Source organism: Actinomadura roseirufa (genome assembly GCF_900659635.1).
GTDB lineage: Bacteria > Actinomycetota > Actinomycetes > Streptosporangiales > Streptosporangiaceae > Spirillospora > Spirillospora roseirufa.
On record NZ_CAACVB010000003.1, the window covers coordinates 14898 to 31494 of the forward strand.

The 16597-nt window shown below is 69.4% G+C and carries 19 protein-coding genes; 10 read left to right on the forward strand and 9 right to left on the reverse strand.

The features are described from left to right. Nucleotides 1-38 precede the first annotated feature (38 nt). Nucleotides 39-596 carry a P-loop nucleotide/nucleoside kinase family protein gene (locus E1291_RS01040; RefSeq protein ID WP_131735602.1) on the reverse strand — a complete coding sequence of 186 codons (558 nt, stop codon included), beginning with the start codon at nucleotides 594-596 and terminating at the stop codon, nucleotides 39-41. A gap of 77 nt (nucleotides 597-673) precedes the next feature. Beyond that, complete coding sequence (locus E1291_RS01045) at nucleotides 674-1900, reverse strand: low temperature requirement protein A (protein ID WP_131735603.1); 1227 nt, start codon at nucleotides 1898-1900, stop codon at nucleotides 674-676. 261 nt (nucleotides 1901-2161) lie between these two features. Between E1291_RS01045 and E1291_RS01050 the strand changes: the two genes are divergently transcribed. Beyond that, nucleotides 2162-2908, forward strand: a complete 747-nt coding sequence (locus E1291_RS01050) for an SDR family oxidoreductase (protein WP_131735604.1) — start codon at nucleotides 2162-2164, stop codon at nucleotides 2906-2908. 46 nt (nucleotides 2909-2954) lie between these two features. Here E1291_RS01050 and sigJ read toward each other — a convergent pair whose 3' ends face one another. Beyond that, nucleotides 2955-3869 carry an RNA polymerase sigma factor SigJ gene (sigJ, locus tag E1291_RS01055; protein ID WP_131735605.1) on the reverse strand — a complete coding sequence of 305 codons (915 nt, stop codon included), beginning with the start codon at nucleotides 3867-3869 and terminating at the stop codon, nucleotides 2955-2957. 616 nt (nucleotides 3870-4485) lie between these two features. On the opposite strand from sigJ, the gene E1291_RS44470 reads away from it, so the two are divergent. After that, the gene (locus E1291_RS44470; RefSeq protein ID WP_278045218.1) at nucleotides 4486-4620 is read left to right on the forward strand and encodes a hypothetical protein; all 135 of its coding nucleotides are present in this window, start codon (nucleotides 4486-4488) and stop codon (nucleotides 4618-4620) included. Nucleotides 4621-4690: 70 nt separating this feature from the next. Beyond that, nucleotides 4691-5461 (forward strand): hypothetical protein, encoded by a 771-nt coding sequence (locus E1291_RS01065; protein WP_131735606.1) that lies wholly within the window; start codon nucleotides 4691-4693, stop codon nucleotides 5459-5461. 91 nt (nucleotides 5462-5552) lie between these two features. Here E1291_RS01065 and E1291_RS01070 read toward each other — a convergent pair whose 3' ends face one another. Continuing rightward, complete coding sequence (locus E1291_RS01070) at nucleotides 5553-5870, reverse strand: hypothetical protein (RefSeq protein WP_131735607.1); 318 nt, start codon at nucleotides 5868-5870, stop codon at nucleotides 5553-5555. Continuing rightward, nucleotides 5863-6225, reverse strand: coding sequence for a hypothetical protein (locus E1291_RS01075; protein WP_131735608.1), 363 nt, complete (start codon nucleotides 6223-6225; stop codon nucleotides 5863-5865). The genes E1291_RS01070 and E1291_RS01075 overlap by 8 nt, the downstream gene beginning before the upstream one ends. Nucleotides 6226-6488: 263 nt before the next feature. On the opposite strand from E1291_RS01075, the gene E1291_RS41710 reads away from it, so the two are divergent. The 3 genes from E1291_RS41710 (at nucleotide 6489) to E1291_RS01090 (ending at nucleotide 9701) form a co-directional block, all read left to right on the forward strand. After that, complete coding sequence (locus tag E1291_RS41710) at nucleotides 6489-7781, forward strand: helix-turn-helix transcriptional regulator (RefSeq protein ID WP_165494907.1); 1293 nt, start codon at nucleotides 6489-6491, stop codon at nucleotides 7779-7781. A gap of 141 nt (nucleotides 7782-7922) precedes the next feature. After that, nucleotides 7923-8972 (forward strand): NsdA family TPR-like regulatory protein, encoded by a 1050-nt coding sequence (locus E1291_RS01085; RefSeq protein ID WP_503108231.1) that lies wholly within the window; start codon nucleotides 7923-7925, stop codon nucleotides 8970-8972. Nucleotides 8973-9077: 105 nt separating this feature from the next. Beyond that, nucleotides 9078-9701, forward strand: a complete 624-nt coding sequence (locus E1291_RS01090; protein ID WP_131735610.1) for a hypothetical protein — start codon at nucleotides 9078-9080, stop codon at nucleotides 9699-9701. Nucleotides 9702-9846: 145 nt separating this feature from the next. Here the strand turns inward: E1291_RS01090 and E1291_RS01095 are convergent, their stop codons facing one another. Then, on the reverse strand, nucleotides 9847-10677 hold the full coding sequence (locus tag E1291_RS01095; protein WP_242613866.1) for a helix-turn-helix transcriptional regulator: 831 nt from the start codon (nucleotides 10675-10677) through the stop codon (nucleotides 9847-9849). Between the two features lie 120 nt (nucleotides 10678-10797). Between E1291_RS01095 and E1291_RS01100 the strand changes: the two genes are divergently transcribed. The 3 genes from E1291_RS01100 to E1291_RS01110 all read left to right on the forward strand — a co-directional run bounded on the left by E1291_RS01100 (nucleotide 10798) and on the right by E1291_RS01110 (nucleotide 13927). After that, nucleotides 10798-11862 carry an aldo/keto reductase gene (locus tag E1291_RS01100; protein WP_131735612.1) on the forward strand — a complete coding sequence of 355 codons (1065 nt, stop codon included), beginning with the start codon at nucleotides 10798-10800 and terminating at the stop codon, nucleotides 11860-11862. An 83-nt stretch (nucleotides 11863-11945) separates the two neighbouring features. Beyond that, entirely contained in the window at nucleotides 11946-12662 is a 717-nt protein-coding gene (locus tag E1291_RS01105; RefSeq protein WP_131735613.1) for a TetR/AcrR family transcriptional regulator, read from the forward strand. Between the two features lie 284 nt (nucleotides 12663-12946). Next, a complete protein-coding gene (locus tag E1291_RS01110) occupies nucleotides 12947-13927 on the forward strand; it encodes an NAD(P)-dependent alcohol dehydrogenase (protein ID WP_131735614.1) in 981 nt (326 codons plus the stop codon). Nucleotides 13928-13932: 5 nt separating this feature from the next. Here the strand turns inward: E1291_RS01110 and E1291_RS01115 are convergent, their stop codons facing one another. Then, a complete protein-coding gene (locus tag E1291_RS01115; RefSeq protein WP_131735615.1) occupies nucleotides 13933-14232 on the reverse strand; it encodes a hypothetical protein in 300 nt (99 codons plus the stop codon). A 56-nt stretch (nucleotides 14233-14288) separates the two neighbouring features. Here E1291_RS01115 and E1291_RS01120 point away from each other — a divergent pair, with 56 nt between their 5' ends. Then, the gene (locus E1291_RS01120) at nucleotides 14289-15014 is read left to right on the forward strand and encodes a MerR family transcriptional regulator (protein ID WP_131735616.1); all 726 of its coding nucleotides are present in this window, start codon (nucleotides 14289-14291) and stop codon (nucleotides 15012-15014) included. A gap of 48 nt (nucleotides 15015-15062) precedes the next feature. Here the strand turns inward: E1291_RS01120 and E1291_RS01125 are convergent, their stop codons facing one another. Continuing rightward, nucleotides 15063-15476 carry an SgcJ/EcaC family oxidoreductase gene (locus E1291_RS01125; protein ID WP_131735617.1) on the reverse strand — a complete coding sequence of 138 codons (414 nt, stop codon included), beginning with the start codon at nucleotides 15474-15476 and terminating at the stop codon, nucleotides 15063-15065. Nucleotides 15477-15603: 127 nt separating this feature from the next. Continuing rightward, nucleotides 15604-16590 carry a sigma-70 family RNA polymerase sigma factor gene (locus tag E1291_RS01130; protein ID WP_242613867.1) on the reverse strand — a complete coding sequence of 329 codons (987 nt, stop codon included), beginning with the start codon at nucleotides 16588-16590 and terminating at the stop codon, nucleotides 15604-15606. Nucleotides 16591-16597: the final 7 nt, after the last annotated feature.

Consider the following 16597-nt stretch of genomic DNA (forward strand, 5'->3'; position numbering starts at 1 on the left):
CGTGATCGCGTGGCGAGCGGCTCTCCGGGCGAGTCGGCTCACCGGGACCCGCCCCGCCCGAAAGCAATGACCTCCGCGAGGCCGGGCCGGTACCCCTCGGCGGTGTCCACGGGCATGACCGGTGTGTCGAGGGAGATCCAGACGAAGGAGTCGTTCGAATGGCGCCCCTCGGCGATCGCCTCCAGCAGGGCGCGGTCCCCATGGGCGGCCCGGTGGGCGTCGACGGCGACGCGCCGGGCGACCCGCTCGTGCGCGACCGCCGCCGGGACGATGCACCGGATGACGCGGATATCGGCGATGTCCTGGAGGGGTTCGAGGTTCGGACGCCAGAGGCGGTCTTGGAAGGCGGCCTCGGCGACCACGGTCACCCCTGCCTTCACCAGCACCGTCAGGGCATCGAAGAAGGCGGACAAAGCGTGGAGGTTGAGCCGGTCGATCCCGGTCTGGTCAAGGTCGGCGGCGGCCGGCACCATGCCCTGCTTGATCTCGTCCCGGATGACGGCGGGGCAGCCGAGGCCCTGTGCCAGCCGGTGCGCGAGCGTGGTCTTGCCGCTCCCGGGCGGCCCGCTGACAACGATCAGGGTCGGCTCGGTCACAGCGCCTTGTGACACCCAAGCCGGGGCGGGTCCCGGCCTCGGGACGGTCGCCGAATCCGGGGTGGGCGGGGCGGGCGTCAGGTCGGCGGTCGTCTCGGCCTGTCTCCCTCGTCCTGGACGCTGTCGGGGTCGCGGGCCGTCCCTCGCGGGGGGCGGCTGGACATGACGACGTACGCGGTCAGCAGGACGCAGGCGGCCGCGATACCGGCGACGACGGCGGTCATCCCGATCCACGGCACCGCCAGTGGCAGCAGCAGGACGGCTGCGGCGCAGCCCAGCGCCGCCGCCGGACGGACGGCGGGCTCGGCCACGAGAGGCGCGTGGACCAGCCAGAGGAGGGCGAGGAAGACGGCGACCGGGATCGCGACGGCCCAGCCGACCGCGAGAGGCGAGACCGGGAGGCCGTGCCCGGTCCGCTCGACCGCGACCTCCAGCCCGGCGCCGACGGCCGCGAGGGCGGCGAAGATGCCGTAGTGGCCGTATCCCCACAGGTAGGAGCGGTGACGGCGGTCGCTGAGGCCCTCCCCCGCCGGGGCCAGGAAGTAGAGCCACCACAGGGCGAACAGCAGCACGAGACCGGACCCGGCCACGACGACGAACGGGCCGCTGACCTCGGCGGCCTGGAGCGCCCCCGCGACGCCCCGCGACACGGCGAGGACGCTCTCCCCCAGCAGGATGATCGTGAACAGCCCGTACCGCTCGGCGATGTGGTGCGGGTGCCAGTTGGTGGTCACCGTCCGCTCGGCCCACCACGGCACCGCCAGTTCACAGACGACCAGAAAGGCGAAGGCGGGCACCTGTGCCCGGGACGGCAGCGCACCGTTCTCGGCGGCCACGAGGCGGAGCAGCCAGCCCAGCTGCACGAGGGCGATGCCGCCCGCGTAACGCAGCGCGGTTCCCCGGCTGGACGGGTCCTCCACACCTGCGCGGACCCACTGGGCGATGAGCCCGACCCGCATGATGAGGTAGCCGAAGGTGACGGCGCGGAAATCGGAATGTTCCGTCGCCGCGGGCACGCCCGCCGCCAGGACCAGGACCCCGGCCATCTGCACCATGGTCAGCAGCCGGTACGCGACGTCGTCCGTGTCATAGGACGACGCGAACCAGGTGAAGTTCATCCACGCCCACCAGATCGCGAAGAAGACCTGGAAGAACGGCACGAGCCCCGCCGCGCCGTGCCCGGCGGCGATCTCGTGGGCGAGCCGCGCGGTGACGGCCGCGACCCCGACCACGAAGGTCAGGTCGAACAGCAGCTCCAGTTGGCTGGAGACACGATGCGGCTCATCGATCGGACGTGCGCGCATCCGAATCCGGATGCTGTTTCGTTCGTTTCCTGATGCCACAACGATGCTCCCGTCACTGCGTGGGCTCATCTTCCACGACAGGACGGCGTGCCCGATCACGACACCCGCCTTCCGCACCGTCCATCGGCGACTGACCTGGGAGAACACCGGGAAGGACCCGAAAGGCACGACGGCCCTGTCACAGATGCGGCGGCCACCTTGTCGTAGATGCCGTAAGCCCCGTCCCAGGACGGGATCGACCGGAAACACCGCGGAGGCGCAATGAAGATCGTGGTCATCGGGGGCAGCGGGCTGATCGGCGGCAAGGTCGTCGCCAGGCTCCGCGATCAGGGGCACGAGGCCGTGGTCGCCACCCCCCGGACCGGCGTGAACACCGTCACCGGGGAGGGCCTCGCGGACGCCCTTAAGGGAGCGGCGGTGGTCGTCGACGTCTCGAACTCGCCGTCCTTCGAGGACGCGGCCGTGCTGGAGTTCTTCACCGTGTCCAACCGCAACATCCTGGAGGCCGAGGCCGAGGCCGGGGTGGGCCACCATGTCGCCCTGTCGATCGTGGGCACCTCGCGGCTGACCGAGAGCGGCTACTTCCGCGCGAAGATCGCACAGGAGGAGCTGATCGCCGGGTCCCCGATCCCGTACTCGATCGTCCACGCCACCCAGTTCTTCGAGTTCGCCGGGGCCATCGCCGACGCGGCCACCGAGGGCGGCGCGGTCCGCGTCCCGGACGCCCTGATCCAGCCCATCGCGTCCGACGACGTCGCCGACGCCGTGACGCGGGCCGCGCTCGGCCCGCCCACCGGCGGCATCACCGAGGTCGGCGGCCCCGACCGCTACACCTTCGACGACCTGATCCGCGAATACCTCCGATCCCACGGCGACGACCGCACGGTGACCGCCGATCCGCAGGCCCGCTACTTCGGCGCGCTCCTCCAGGAGAAGAGCCTGGTCCCCGCCGACGGCGCCGACCTCGGCCACATCCGCTTCACCGACTGGCTGGCGTCATCGAAGTAGCACCACCGGACGTCCACCGGCCGGGTCCACCGGCCGGTGGACGGAGTCAGCCCTTCTTTTCGAAACGCTTTCTCGACAGGGCGAACCCCTTGAGCTTCTCCGGGCTCATGATCCACATGAGCTGGTAGATGCCCGCGCCGGACGCGGCGGCCGTCACGAGCACGAGGTCCGTCCCGTCCCGGGAGAACACCACCCCGGGCAGCCCGTTGACCTCGACCGCCGTGACGTCGGCGCCCGGCCAGAACTTCGGCACGGCGGACACCAGCATCGCCACGCGCGCGGCCCCCACCACCACGGTGCGGGCGGCGCCCCTCGCCCCGTTGCCGTCGGCGTAACTGGCGGCGTCGGCCGTCAGCATGGTCTCCAGGGCGGCGACGTCCCCCAGCCGCGCCGCCGCGACGAACGCCTCCAGCAGGCGGCGGTGCTCCGCCGCGTCCACCCGCTCGCGCCGCTCCGCCGCCAGCCGCTTGCGCGCCCGGCTGACGATCTGCCGGACGTTGGCCTGCGAAAGCCGGAGGATCTCGGCGATCTGCGGGTACGGATAGTCGAACGCCTCCCGCAGGACGTAGGCCGCCCGCTCGTTCGGGGTCAGCTTCTCCAGCAGGAGCAGGACGGCGAACTCCACCGCCTCGGCGCGCTCGGCGCCCACCGCCGGGTCGTCGCTGGTGTCGACGGGCTCCGGAAGCCACGGCCCGACATAGGTCTCACGACGAGAACGGGCGGACTGTGCGACATTGATGGCCAGCCGCGTCGTGATCCGCGCCAGAAACCCCGCCGGATCCACGACCACGGAGCGATCCGCGTTCTGCCACCGCAACCACACGTCCTGGACGACGTCCTCGGCCTCGGTCACGCTCCCCAGTACTCGGTAGGCGATCCCGAACAGGTGGGTCCGCAGCTCGTCGAAGGCGGAGGCCACGTCATCGAGCGCACGGGCCGGTGACGTCCGTTCGGAGTCCACTCTGATGACCTCCGTAGCTCGCGGCCACTCATCCTATGCACGCCCGCCCGCGCCCCAAGGTGATCATGGCCGGGGACGAAGGATCAGGCTGGTCATGTTCGGTTTCGCCCGCCTCGCCCGGAGTGCCGTGTGCCTGACCGTCGCCGTCACCCAACCCCGCTGCGTCGACCTGGACGTCGCCGCGAACGCCGTCCTCCATTCCGAGGCGGTGCTGAGCGCCGACGCACGCCTGGTCGTCCTCCCGGAGTTCTCGCTCACCGGGTACGACCTCACCGCACCGGCCGTGGCCGTGGACGATCCGGGCCTGGCCCCGCTCATCGACGCGTGCCGCAGCACGGGCGCGAGTACATCGCGCCCCTGGCCGTCACGGGCGAGGGAGCACCGATATACGCCAAGATGCACGTGTACGGCCCCGAACTGGTCCGCTTCACCCCGGGCGAGAAGCCGGTGGTCCTGGAGTTCGACGGGTGGCGGCTGGGGCTCGCCGTGTGCCGCGACGCGGCGGAAACGGCGGCGCTGGGCATCGACGCGTACGTCACCAGCACGATCTACGGCTCAGGCCCGCCGGGACGGGCACGGGCGCGAGCGGGCGGAGACGCACGGCGTATGGGTCGTGATGTCGACCGTGGCGGGGCCGAGCGGCGAGTTCCGGGAGACCTCCGGCGGCTCCGGCGTGTGGTCACCCGACGGCCCGCTGGTCGTGCAGGCCGGCCCCGAGCCCGATGCCGTGGTGAAGGCGACCCTCAGCTGACGGTCCGGGCCCGCCATTCCGGATCATGCACGCGATCCGGAATGACGGCCCCGGACTATACGGTCCCGTCATGAACTCCGCTTCTGCGAACGCTTCCGGCTCGTGGCCGGAGCAGCTGACCGGCGCCTTCGAGATTCTCCTCGACCGTCCCCTGGCGAGCTTCGACGCCGACGCGGTCTATGCGACGTTCTTCGGCGGCGAGCTCATCAACGAGCTCGGCTTCACGCGGGACGCCGCCTGGCTGGCCCCGGCTGCCCTCAGCGGCGCCGAACCGGTCGTCTGGGCCTGCCCGATCTTCGACCTGGAGGAGCCGCTCCCGGAGTTCGACGCGAGCCGGTCGGTCTTCGAGTTCGACAAGGCCGGGCTGCCCCCGGAGTTCGAGACGGATCTCGCGGCGGCGTCCTTCACCGGCCGGCTCGTCCTGGGCGCCGACCTGGCCCCCCTGCTGGCACGGCACGACCTCACCGCGACCGATCTGGGCGCCACCTGGACCGTCTGCTACCCCCGCCTGCCCTCGGACGGCACGCTCTTCGACGCGATGCGAGTCGCCACCGCGCTCGGCACGGGCCCCGAGACCCTCCTTCCCTTCGAGGTGGACGCGGCCGAGGAGTGGCGGGAGAAACTAGCCGCCGTCACCTCCCCCGAACTGTTCGCCCACCTCAGCTTCTTCTGCACCGAAGGCGAAGAGGGCCTGATGTACCTGGGGACTGAGCGGACGGGCGGCGACCTGCTCGCCGCCGAGGGCTGCACCCTGATCGCCAACTGGGAAGAGGGCCAGAGCCAGGTCGAGTTCGCGGTCGTCCAACTCGGCGAGCTCATGACAGGCCCCCACCGGACCTGAAGGACACCTGCTGGAAGGCGCGGTGGTGCGGGGACCTCGGGGGCGGCGTCAACCCGCACCACCGCGCCGGTCTGAAAGGGTTCGCAGGGGACTAGACGGGTCGCAGCCCGAGCGTCCGCCCGATCGTCTCGGCCGCCTGCTCGGCCGTGACACCGAGCTGCGCGCCGTGGTCGGGCCCGCAGTACCAGAGGAACGCCTCCCGATGCCGAGCCCACACCACGTAATGCGGCCCGAGCCCCGACCGGATGAGATGCAGAATCTCCGTCCCGTGCGGAAGTATCGGCGCCACACCCGAGAACCGCCGGCTCACCAGCACCGCCAGCTCGGCCAGCCGCTCACCCGGTGAAGTGGACGCGGGGGGCTCTGCCGCGTCACCCGTCCCCCCGCGCCCACGCCCGAACTCACTCACCGCCACACCCATGTCCCATCGGTGCGCCGAGAGTGGTGGCCACGACCAACGCCGCGTCCACGATCCGATCGGCCTCGGCGATCGGCTCACCCCACGAGTGGAAGAGCCACAACCGCCCACCGTCCTCCTCACGCGCCCGGCAGGTGACCGTGTCCGCCGGATGCGGCACCTCCGCACAACACCCCGCCGCCCTCGCATTGACCACGATCAACCCGCGCGGTTGAAGATCGGTCTCCAGCCCATAGGCGTGAAGCCGGGACATCAACGCCCCAAGCCGCCCAAAAGCCTCCGAATGCTCAATATCATCGGGGTATTCCTCCACGCCCGTCTTGTCCGCTTCGTTATCCTCGCTCATAACCGGACCTCGTTTCCGGCCAGGCCCCGGGTTCCCTGGTGTGAGCGCACCAGCCGGGGTCGTTCTGTCTTCAGGGACACGGCGATCATTAACTCCGGGGGTGCGGAGTCCGGCCGTGCCCTCAGTGAACTGCCGCGAAAGCGGTCACAGCCAGCCCACAACTCGTGCATCATTGGCCTGTCGACGAGGCAGTCCCCCAGCGCGACCACCGGACATGCCTTTCAAGGAACGGTCTCGAAGTAGACCTGAAAGAAAGGTCATAAATGGGGTTAAAGCGGCGCCGTCTGGCCGAACGACGACGATCAATGGGCTACAGCCAGGAGGGCTTGGCCGAGCGGATCCACGTGGAACGATCAACGATCGGCCGCTGGGAACGCGCCGACGTTGATCCAATCCCATGGGTCCGTCCCAAACTCGCCCAAGCGTTGGAGATCACGCTCGACGAGCTGACCGACCTCCTGAACGACATCGAAGAAGTCCAGAAGCAGCAGGACGCACCCGGCATACCCAGCGGTACCGTGGATCGGAGTCCAACTCCCAACCCCGGGGACGACGACGTGAACCGCAGAGATCTTCTTCAAGGCGCCGCAGTCTTAACGGCAGGCGCAGCAGTCACACCAGTGCTCGCCGCTCTGGACAAAGGCTGGCGAGACAGTGAACCGCCCCTCCCGGGGGCGAGCATTTCCCAGGCCATGATCGACGACTGGGAGAACGCCTACCCCGTCCACGTGGCAAGTTATTGCACCGCCCCTCCAGCCGTGGTCCTGGCCGCTCTCGCGGCGGACTGGACCGAGATCGCGCCCCACCTCCGTCACAACCAGCCCGGCTCCGTTGGCCGCGATCTCGCACATGCGGCCGCCCGGCACGCATTCTTGATCGCCGGTGAACTGACGGAGATCGGGGACCGTCGTCGCTCGCTCCGATGGTGGTACAAGGCCCGAAATCTCGCGGACAGAGCAGAAGATCATCACATCGCCTCGTACAGCCGTAGCTGGGAGGTGACCACCAGGCTCTCGGACGACCGCGAAGATCCCAAGAGCCTCATCCCGCTCGTTCAGGAGGCGCGACGGCTTGCGGGAACACGCCCCACATCCCCCCTGATCTACGCGGTTGCCGTCGAAGCGGAGACCCACGCGGCGGCCGGGGACCTTCCGCTGGCCCTCAACGCCGTCCGTGACGTCGAAGAACTGTACTCCCGGCTGCCCTCGACAGGGCGACAATGGGGCGAAGATCGCTTGCGGTACATCCAGAGCCAGGTCTACGCATGGGCCGGTGATGCAAAGCGTGCCGACGAAGCCCAAGACGCTGCCCGCGCCCACTTCAGGCCAGACGATTACCAGGCGGTCCAACTCAGCCTGCATGTGCCCATGCTCCACGCCCGAACCGATCCAGAACACGCCCTCGAACAAGCACTCAACATCCTCGACGCGCTTCCACCAGAACGACGCGTCGCACGTGTCCGATCAAATGCTCGCCGAGTCATCACGGTGCTCCCAGAAAAGGCGCGAGAACTCCCGGCCGCACGGGATTTGCGTGCGCTGACCACCGCCACCTGACCCGAGACACGACAACGCCCCCCGATCGTCCAGCACGATCGGGGGGCGTCGCCCATCAGCTACGAAGGCGACGCGAGAAGACTTCTTCGCAGTCGAGACGAGCGCATAGCACATCAGGACCCTCATCAAAACACGCCAGGCATGCCCGACTGTGCCGGTTATCGGGGTTCAGCTCCAAACCAGGGGAATGACATGAACCGCAGGGATCTCCTCCAAAACACCACAGTGTTAACCGCAGGCGCAACCATCGCACCGGTCCTCGCCGCTCTCAGCCGCGCCTGGCAGGACGGCGAGCGCCCCCTCCCCGGCACGACCGTTTCCCAAGGCATGATCGACGACTGGGAACGCGCCTATGATTTCCACGCGGCGAGTTATCGCTACGACCCTCCCGCCGTAGTACTGGCCGCCCTTGCGGCGGCCTGGACCGACATCGCGCCCCACCTCCGCCAGAGCCTGCCCGGCTCCGTAGGCCGCGATCTCGCACATGCGGCCGCCCGGCACGCATTCTTGATCGCTGGCGGTCTAACCGAGATCGGGAACCGCCGTCACTCACAACGCTGGTGGAGCACGGCCCGGCAACTCGCGGACAAATCACAAGATCGTGACCTCGCGTCTCTGACCCGCAGTTTTGAGGTGCTCTCGCGGAGCAACGATGACCGCGAGGACCCTGCCCGTCTCATCCCCCTGATCCAGGAGGCGCGACGTCTTGCGGGAACCCGTCCCACGTTCCCGCTGATCTACGCGGTGGCCGTCGAAGCGGAAGCACACGCAGCGGCCGGAAACTTCCCGCTGGCGATCACGGCGATCCGCGAAGTCGAAGCACTCTTCGGGCGGCTTCCAGCGACGGGACCGCACTGGGGTGAAGATCGCTTGCGGTGTATCCAGAGTCAGGTCTACGCGTGGGCCGGTGATGCGAAGCGCGCAGGCGAAGCCCAGGACGCTGCCCGCGCCCACTTCAAGCCACATGACTACCAGGCGATCCAACTCAGCCTGCATGTGCCGATCCTCCACGCGCGAACCGATCCGGAACACGCCCTCGAACAAGCGCTCAACATCCTCGACGCGCTTCCACCAGAACGACGCGTCGCACGTGTCCGATCAAATGCTCGCCGAGTCCTCGCGGTGCTCCCAGCAAAGACACGAACGCTCCCGGCCGCAAGGGAGCTGCACGCGCTGACCGCCGCCACCTGATCCGGGGCACGACAACGCCCCCCGACCGTCCAGCACGACCGGGGGGCGTCGGCCATACTTGGGGATGGTCCGGGCCTACAAGCCGTCGGCGAGTTCTTTGACGGGATGTTCGCCGGTGACCTTGACGGCGGGATCGGGGGCGCCGTGGGCTGGGACGCCGTCCCCGTCCCGCCGCTGATGGGCGAGATCGCGGAGAAAGGCGGGATCATTCCGGCATCGGATGAGCGTGCGGGCCGCAGTTGCTACGTGCTCGAAAACGCACATGATGTGCAGGTGACCTCAAGCGTCTTCTTCGTCTACGGGGACCGAGAGCACATCCGCTTCCTGCTGCGGAGCATCTTCGTCGACAACGACGATCAGGATTTCGTCAACGCGCACCTCGGCCAGACGGCCGACCTCTGGTTCATCGAGAACGGGCGTCGCGCCGGACATGTTGATCTACATTCCCTCATCTCGGTGTATGACGACGCGGGCTCCAGGAGGGTGGAGCTCGACTGGCTCCGTTTCGATGAGCTCGTCCCGGTCGCCCTGAGCGGTTCGGTTCTGCGCCACGGCGAGGAATTGCGGCTTCTGGCCGCTCACGAGGATTTCGCCGAAACCCGGAGCAACCTGCCTCTGTTGTATCCCGACACACCTATCGGCTACGGAATGCAGGTGTGGGTCGAGGGAGACCTGACCGACGAGCCATACGAGGTCTATCCGGATCCCGACCCCGCAGAGAGGGGCTGATACGTGCCCCCCGGTCATGCGCTCTTGGCTTGCCCGATGGCAGACGCCGCCTCGCCTTCAAGTCCCCGAGTGAGCATCCCTGGAGCCAGGTTCCGGCGACTTCGTGACCACGGGCGGGTCCGATAACCGCAGGGGACGAACGGGCTCAGCTCGCGTACAGGCGGTTCATCGCGGACTGGCTCTCGTCGTCCGCCGCGCGGTAGATCAGCAACCGCTGGTCCTCGTCCTGAAGTGGCATGAGCATGTCGAAATCCAGCGCGATCACACCGACGTCGGGATGCCTCAGCTCTTTGCGACCTCGGCCGTTGACCTTGACGTCCCGCTCGGCCCACAGTCGCGCGAACTCCTCGTCATGAGCGGTGAACTCGGCGATGAGGTCGGTCAGCGCGCGGTCGTCCGGATGCCTGGCCCACGCGGCGCGCAGGTGGGCGATCCCCTGCCGTATGACGCGTTCGCGGTCGACGTAGAGCGCACGCGTCCCCGGATGCATCAGGCACAGCCACATCGCATTGCGCTGCGACGGCGGCAGGGTGTCGAAATCCAGGTGCAGCCGCGTCATTTCGCGGTTCCAGGCCAGGATGTCGTAGCGGTGGTTCATCAGCATGGCGGGCAGCGGCGACAGGTCGGCGACGAGCCGGGCTAGCGGCGGCGGGGCGGCGGTCGCGGCCTTCGCGGCGTTGCCGCGGCGCTGCCGGGCGAGATCGAAGAGGTAGGCGCGTTCGTCGGGGGCCAGGCGCAGCGCCCGGGAGAGCGCCTCCACCACCTCCGCCGAGGGCCGCAGCCCCCGGCCCTGTTCCAGCCGCACGATGTAGTCGATGCTGACCCCGGCCAGTTCGGCGACCTCTTCGCGGCGCAGTCCGGGGGTCCGCCGAGGCCGCCGGCGCAACGGCAGGTCGAAATCCCGCGGGTCCAGGCGTTCGCGCCGGGCCCGCAGGAACGCGGCCAGTTCATGTGTCGTGTCCACGGCGCGGGTCATCACGTTCGAGCGTACATCCAGGGTGGTACTGGGATTCCCAGGAGATTCTTGCCCTTTTCCCTTGTTCACGGCGGTCGCAGAGTTGATTTCGACAACGGAGCGCAAGGACGGGAGAACACGATGTCGCTCACCCTCGACGCCTACAGGCTGCTGGGCCGTTCCGGACTGCGGGTCTCACCGCTGGCACTGGGCGCGGCGACCTTCGGGACCGAATGGGGCTGGGGCGCCGAGCGGGACGAGTCGCGCAAGCTGTTCGACCTCTACGTCGAGCGCGGCGGCAACTTCATCGACACCGCCGCCACCTACACCAATGGCAGCTCCGAGCGCATGCTGGGCGAATTCACCCGCGACAACCGCGAAAGCCTGGTGCTGGCGACGAAATACTCGACGCTGCGGCGGCCCGGCGACCCGAATTCCGGGGGCAATCATCGCAAGGCGCTGTTCGCGTCGGTGGAAGGCAGTCTGCGCAAGCTGAACACCGACTACATCGATCTGCTGTACCTGCACCTGTGGGATTTCATGACGCCGGTCGAGGAGATCCTGCGGGGCATGGACGACCTCGTCCGGCAGGGCAAGGTCCTGTACGTGGCGGTCTCCAACGTCCCGGCCTGGCAGGTGTCGCGCATGCAGGCGATCGCCGACCTGCGCGGCTGGTCGCCGCTGGTCGCGCTGCAGATCGAGTACAACCTGATCGAGCGCACCGGGGAACGTGACCTGATCCCCATGGCGCGCGAGATGGGGCTGGGGGTGATCCCGTGGTCACCGCTGGCCGGCGGGGTTCTCACCGGCAAGTACGGCCGCGACGACCTGACCGCCGCGAACGCCGCGTCCGGCGACGGTACTCGCAAGAGCCTCACCATCGCCAACGGCACGATCACCGAACGGAACCTCGCCATCGTGGACGTCGTGAAGGAAGTCGCCGTCGAGCTGGGCCGGACCCCCGCCCAGGTCGCGCTGGCCTGGACCCTGCGGAACCCGGACGTGACGGCACCGATCATCGGCGCGCGCACCGTCGCTCAACTGGAGGACAATCTGGGCGCCCTGGAGGTCGGCTTCACCGCCGCCCAACTCGCCCGCCTGGGCGAGGCCGGCGCGATCGAGCCGGGCCACCCGCACGACATGCTCGCCCGCGACTCGTCCCTCGCGTTCATCCGCGGCGACCTCACGATCGAACCCCGCCGCTGACACCGGATCCTCGGGGGGCGGACGGCACGGCCAAGCCGGGGAGACTCATCCCAGACGGGTAGGCTGCGTCGGGAGGAAGATCCATGACCCCACGGACCGAGGCCGACGAGCAGACCGAGCAGCCCCGTATTCCGTTGAGCCGGAGGCGGGTGCTGCGTGCGGCCGTGGGGCTCGCCGACCGCGAGGGCCTCGACGCGCTCACGATGCGCCGGCTCGCGCAGGAGGTCGGGGCCGAGGCGATGTCGCTGTACCACCACGTCGCCAACAAGGAGGCCGTCCTCGACGGCGTCGTCGAGGTGGTCCTCGGGGAGGTCATGGCGGCGGTGGACGAGGTCGAGGCCCCGCCCCCGGAGGACGACTGGCAGGCGCTGATGCGCGCGCGGATCCTCGCGGCCCGGGAGGTGTTCCTGCGCCACCGGTGGGCCCCGCGGGTCTTCGAGACCCGCGCCAGTACGAGCCCGCTCTTCATCGCCTACTACGACGACATCGTCGCCATCCTCCGGGCGGGCGGGTTCTCCTTCGACCTGACCCACCGCGCCCTGCACGTCCTGGGCAGCCGCGCCCTCGGGTTCACCCAGGAGCTGTTCCAGCCCGACGGCGCCCAGACCGCGAACGACACGGCCGCCGCGATGATGGAGCAGATGGCCGACCGGTTCCCGAACATCGTCGGGATGCTCGCGGACGCCGTCCACGACGATCCGGACGGCACCCTCGGCTTCTGCGACGACCAGTTCGAGTTCGAGTTCGCGCTCGATCTGATCCTCGAAGGGCTCGAACGGCGCCGCGTCGCAGGTTCGTGACCCGTTCCAACGGCGATTAGCGCGCCGGACGCGCCGCCGCTTCCGTTCACCGGCCGAGATCCCCTCCCCTGCGGCCCTTGACTCCCTTACGCCGTACGATAGCCTTACGACGTACGAAAGCCTTACACAGTACGACGGCGCGCCGACCGGACGGCATGCGGACACCGGTCGCGCCGGGCCGAAGCCGATGAGCATCCGCGGGAACCAGAGCCCGCGTCCGCACGGGTCGTCCCGATCTCCCCTTTCCCTCACACGGGTGTGACGCCCACCGAAAGGAAGACGCCGTGAAAGCCTGGAGCTGGGACCGCTACGGCCCTCCCGACGTGCTGACACTCAAGGACATCGACGAACCCGGCATCGCCCGGGACGAGGTGCTCGTGCGGGTGCGCGCCGCGTCCGTCAACCCCTACGACTGGCGCCACATGCGGGCCGACCCGAAGCTGATACGGCTGACCATGGGCCTGCGGCGGCCGAGATCGGGCCTTGTCCTCGGCGCCGACCTCGCCGGGGTCGTCGAGCGGGTGGGCGACGAGGTGACCGGGCTGCGCCCCGGCGACGAAGTCTTCGGAGAGGTCAAGCTGGGCTCGTTCGCCGAGACCGTCGCCGTCCCGCGGGACAGGCTGGCCGTCAAGCCCGCCCGCCTCACCTTCGAGCAGGCGGCGTCGGTGTCGATGGCCGCGCACACCGCGCTCCAGGGACTACGGGACGTGGGGAAGATCTCCGCTGGGGGACGGGTCCTGGTCAACGGGGCCTCCGGCGGCATCGGCACGTTCGCCGTCCAGCTCGCCAAGACGTTCGGAGCCGAGGTCACCGGTGTGTGCAGCACCCGCAACGTCGATCTGGTCCGCTCGCTCGGCGCGGACGACGTCGTGGACTACACCCGCGAGGACTTCACCGAACGGGCGGGACGGTACGACCTGCTCATGGACATCGTGGGCGACCGGTCGCTGGCGAAGCTGCGGCGCCCGCTGACCTCCCGCGGGACGCTCGTGATCGTGGGCGGCATCGCCTCGGGCCGCGGCGGGTGGCTCGGCCCGGCCGCGCAGGTACTCCGCGGGATCCTGGCCTCCCCCTTCGTCAGCCAGCGCATTGTCACCGTCCAGTGGAAGCCCAACTCCACGGACCTGCGGTTCCTGGCAGAGCTCATGGAGAAGGAACAGATCACGCCCGTCATCGACCGGACCTACCCGTTCGCGGAGATCCCCGACGCGCTGCGCTACATGGAGCGCGGCCACGCCCGGGGCAAGGTCGCCATCGCGTTCTGATCACCTCAGTCCTCGTCCTCGTCCTCGGCCTCGTCCTCCTCCTCGCCGGGCGCGGACAGGATCCGTTCCAGTTCCTCGCCCGCCTCGTCGGCTCCGGCGTCCGCCAGCCGCTGCAATTCGCGCAGGTCACCCGCCGCGACCGCGCGGCGGGTGAGCAGCCGCCCCGCCCGCTCGCAGCCCTCGTCCAGCAGGTCGCTCAGCTCGGCCAGATCACCACGGGCGTCGGCCAGATCCGCGAGCCGGTCCAGGGCCGGTTCGTTTCCCTCGTCGGCCAGGGCGCGCAGGGTATCCCGATCGTCGGTCATGACCCCATGCTTCAACCCTGCCCCTGGGGCAAGGTCAACCGCGAGAGCATGGGCAGGTGATCACGATCGGCCGGCTCGCCCGGTACGCGGGTGTGACGATCAAGACGATCCGGGTGTACCACGCCAAGGGGCTGCTGCCCGAGCCCGAGCGCGACTCGTCCGGCTACCGCCGGTACACCGCCCGGCACGCCATCGACCTCATAAAGATCCGCTCCCTGGCCGACGCGGGAGTCCCCCTCGCCCGCATCCGGGACCTCCGCGCGGCCCCCGCCGCCGACCTCCGCCGAGCCCTCCACGAGATCGACGGCGACCTCACCGCCCGCATCGGTGAGCTCCGCCGCGTCCGGCGACGCCTGCGCCGCCTCGCCGCCGGCGACGACCTGCTCCCCACCGGAGTCGGCGCCCACCTCGACCGGCTCCGCGAGTACGGGTTCAGCGACCACTGGGTCGCGTTCCAAGCCGACCTGTGGATCCTCGTGTTCGCCACCCATCCGGAAACAGCCACCGAGCTGCTTCAGGACCAGGCGCAGGCCCTCACCGAACCCGCACTACGGCGGATCTTCCTCGACTACGACGGCGCCCACGACCTCGCGCCCGGCGACCCCCGCGTCGACGAGCTGGCGGACCGCATGGTCAGGGCCATCCGAGACCGGTACGACCCTGACCACCTGCCCGGACAAGACCCGAGCTCGGACATTCCCACCCTCATCCAGGCGACCGTCAACGCGTCGTCACCCGCGTGGCGGCGACTCGACGCCCTCGTCCGCCGGCGACTCGGCTGACCACCCAGAGCACGGAACTCGGCCCGGTCTATCCGCGAGCGGCGTGACTCACTGCGCGGGCACCAGCTTCGGGCTGTTGTGGTAGGCGGCGATCAGCCACTGGCCGTCCCGCTTCTCGAAGACCCAGGTCGCGTTCACCCTCTGCTCATCGTCCGGAATCTCGGCGCCGCCGGGGAAACGGATGGCGGACTCGCTGATGACGATCGCGCCGTCCTTGCCGAGGAAGCGGATGCTGACCTGATCGTTGTAGGTCGAGGTGCCCTTCAGCGGCCCCTCGAAGGCCAGGGCCATGTTCTGACGGATCACGTCACGGCTGCCGCGGAACGAGCCGGGCATGATGGCGGTCGCGTCCGAGGTGTAGTTGGCGACCATGCCGTCGGCGTCGCCGGCCTCCCACGCCTTGTAGGAGTCGGCCAGCACGGCCTGGATCGCGGCCTCGTCTTCGACACGACTGTTCGACATCGGGATGCTCCCTTGTGATCGGCTCGCCCGGGGTGTTCCGGCGAGCTCGTCAGTACATACCGGCGGCGTGGTCCGAACTCATCGCGCGCCGGCCGGGAGATTTCTCGGCGGGCCGCATCCCTGCGGCTCACGCCTCCGCGATGGCGACTCCCTGGCTGTCGAGCCTGGACGCCAGGCCGAACGTCGCGAAGACGTCGGGGTCCTGGAACACCGAGTTCCGGCTGATGCCCTGGCCGGTGACGGTGAAGATCTGGAGCGTGTGCAGGCCGTACCCGTCGCCGGCGCGCTGGTAGGCCGCGAATCCGGGCTGGCCGCCGTTGGCCGTGACCTCCCTGAGAAGCCAGTCCCTCCCCGCCGCCTCGAAGACCCACCCCATGAACAGGCCGTAGTTCCGGCGGCCGGTGAACCAGTTGAGCATCGGCGGCATCTCCATGATCACGTCCTCGGTGAGCAGCCGCTTGAGGCCCTCGACGTCGGCGAGCTCGAACGCCTTCATGTAGCGCTCCACCCAGGCGCGCTGGTCGGCCGCCGACAACTCGCCGACCCGCTCCTGGCGGACCCCGGCCTCCTTCACGCGGGCACGCGCCCGCTGCAGCGAACTGTTCACCGACGCGACGGTGGCGTCGAGGATCTCCGCCGTCTCGGCCGCGGAGAAGCCGAGCACCTCGCGCAGGACCAGCGCACCGCGCTGACGCGCCGACAGGTGCTGCAGCGCGGCGGCGAACGCCAGGCGCAGGGTACTGCGGTCGATCACGGTCCCGGCCGGATCGCCCGCGCCCAGCAACGCGTCCGGCAAAGGCTGAAGCCAGGCGGCGTGCTCCCCCTGGACGAAGGGCGCGAGCGGCTCCGACTCGGCCACCAGCCCCGACGGCAGCGGCCGCCGGCCGCGAGCCTCCAAGGCGGTCAGGCAGACGTTCGTCGCGATCCGGTAGAGCCAGGTGCGCAGTGAGCTGCGGGTCTCGTCATACTGCTCCCGCGCCCGCCACGCCCTCAGGTACGTGTCCTGCACCAAGTCCTCAGCGTCATGGGCCGAGCCGAGCATCCGGTAGCAGTACGCCAGCAGCTCCGTCCGGAACGGTTCGATCCGACGCTCGAAGCCCTCGTCCTTCGCCATCACGCCA

What these genes read in the sequence shown, in the direction of transcription:
- E1291_RS01045 (WP_131735603.1), bottom strand. Translation starts at nt 1,900, where the DNA reads ATGCGCGCACGTCCGATCGATGAGCCGCATCGTGTCTCCAGCCAACTG.
- E1291_RS01050 (WP_131735604.1), top strand. Translation starts at nt 2,162, where the DNA reads ATGAAGATCGTGGTCATCGGGGGCAGCGGGCTGATCGGCGGCAAGGTC.
- E1291_RS44470 (WP_278045218.1), top strand. Translation starts at nt 4,486, where the DNA reads ATGTCGACCGTGGCGGGGCCGAGCGGCGAGTTCCGGGAGACCTCCGGC.
- E1291_RS01065 (WP_131735606.1), top strand. Translation starts at nt 4,691, where the DNA reads ATGAACTCCGCTTCTGCGAACGCTTCCGGCTCGTGGCCGGAGCAGCTG.
- E1291_RS01075 (WP_131735608.1), bottom strand. Translation starts at nt 6,225, where the DNA reads ATGAGCGAGGATAACGAAGCGGACAAGACGGGCGTGGAGGAATACCCC.
- E1291_RS41710 (WP_165494907.1), top strand. Translation starts at nt 6,489, where the DNA reads ATGGGGTTAAAGCGGCGCCGTCTGGCCGAACGACGACGATCAATGGGC.
- E1291_RS01085 (WP_503108231.1), top strand. Translation starts at nt 7,923, where the DNA reads ATGCCCGACTGTGCCGGTTATCGGGGTTCAGCTCCAAACCAGGGGAAT.
- E1291_RS01090 (WP_131735610.1), top strand. Translation starts at nt 9,078, where the DNA reads ATGTTCGCCGGTGACCTTGACGGCGGGATCGGGGGCGCCGTGGGCTGG.
- E1291_RS01095 (WP_242613866.1), bottom strand. Translation starts at nt 10,677, where the DNA reads ATGACCCGCGCCGTGGACACGACACATGAACTGGCCGCGTTCCTGCGG.
- E1291_RS01100 (WP_131735612.1), top strand. Translation starts at nt 10,798, where the DNA reads ATGTCGCTCACCCTCGACGCCTACAGGCTGCTGGGCCGTTCCGGACTG.
- E1291_RS01105 (WP_131735613.1), top strand. Translation starts at nt 11,946, where the DNA reads ATGACCCCACGGACCGAGGCCGACGAGCAGACCGAGCAGCCCCGTATT.
- E1291_RS01115 (WP_131735615.1), bottom strand. Translation starts at nt 14,232, where the DNA reads ATGACCGACGATCGGGATACCCTGCGCGCCCTGGCCGACGAGGGAAAC.
- E1291_RS01125 (WP_131735617.1), bottom strand. Translation starts at nt 15,476, where the DNA reads ATGTCGAACAGTCGTGTCGAAGACGAGGCCGCGATCCAGGCCGTGCTG.
- E1291_RS01130 (WP_242613867.1), bottom strand. Translation starts at nt 16,590, where the DNA reads ATGGCGAAGGACGAGGGCTTCGAGCGTCGGATCGAACCGTTCCGGACG.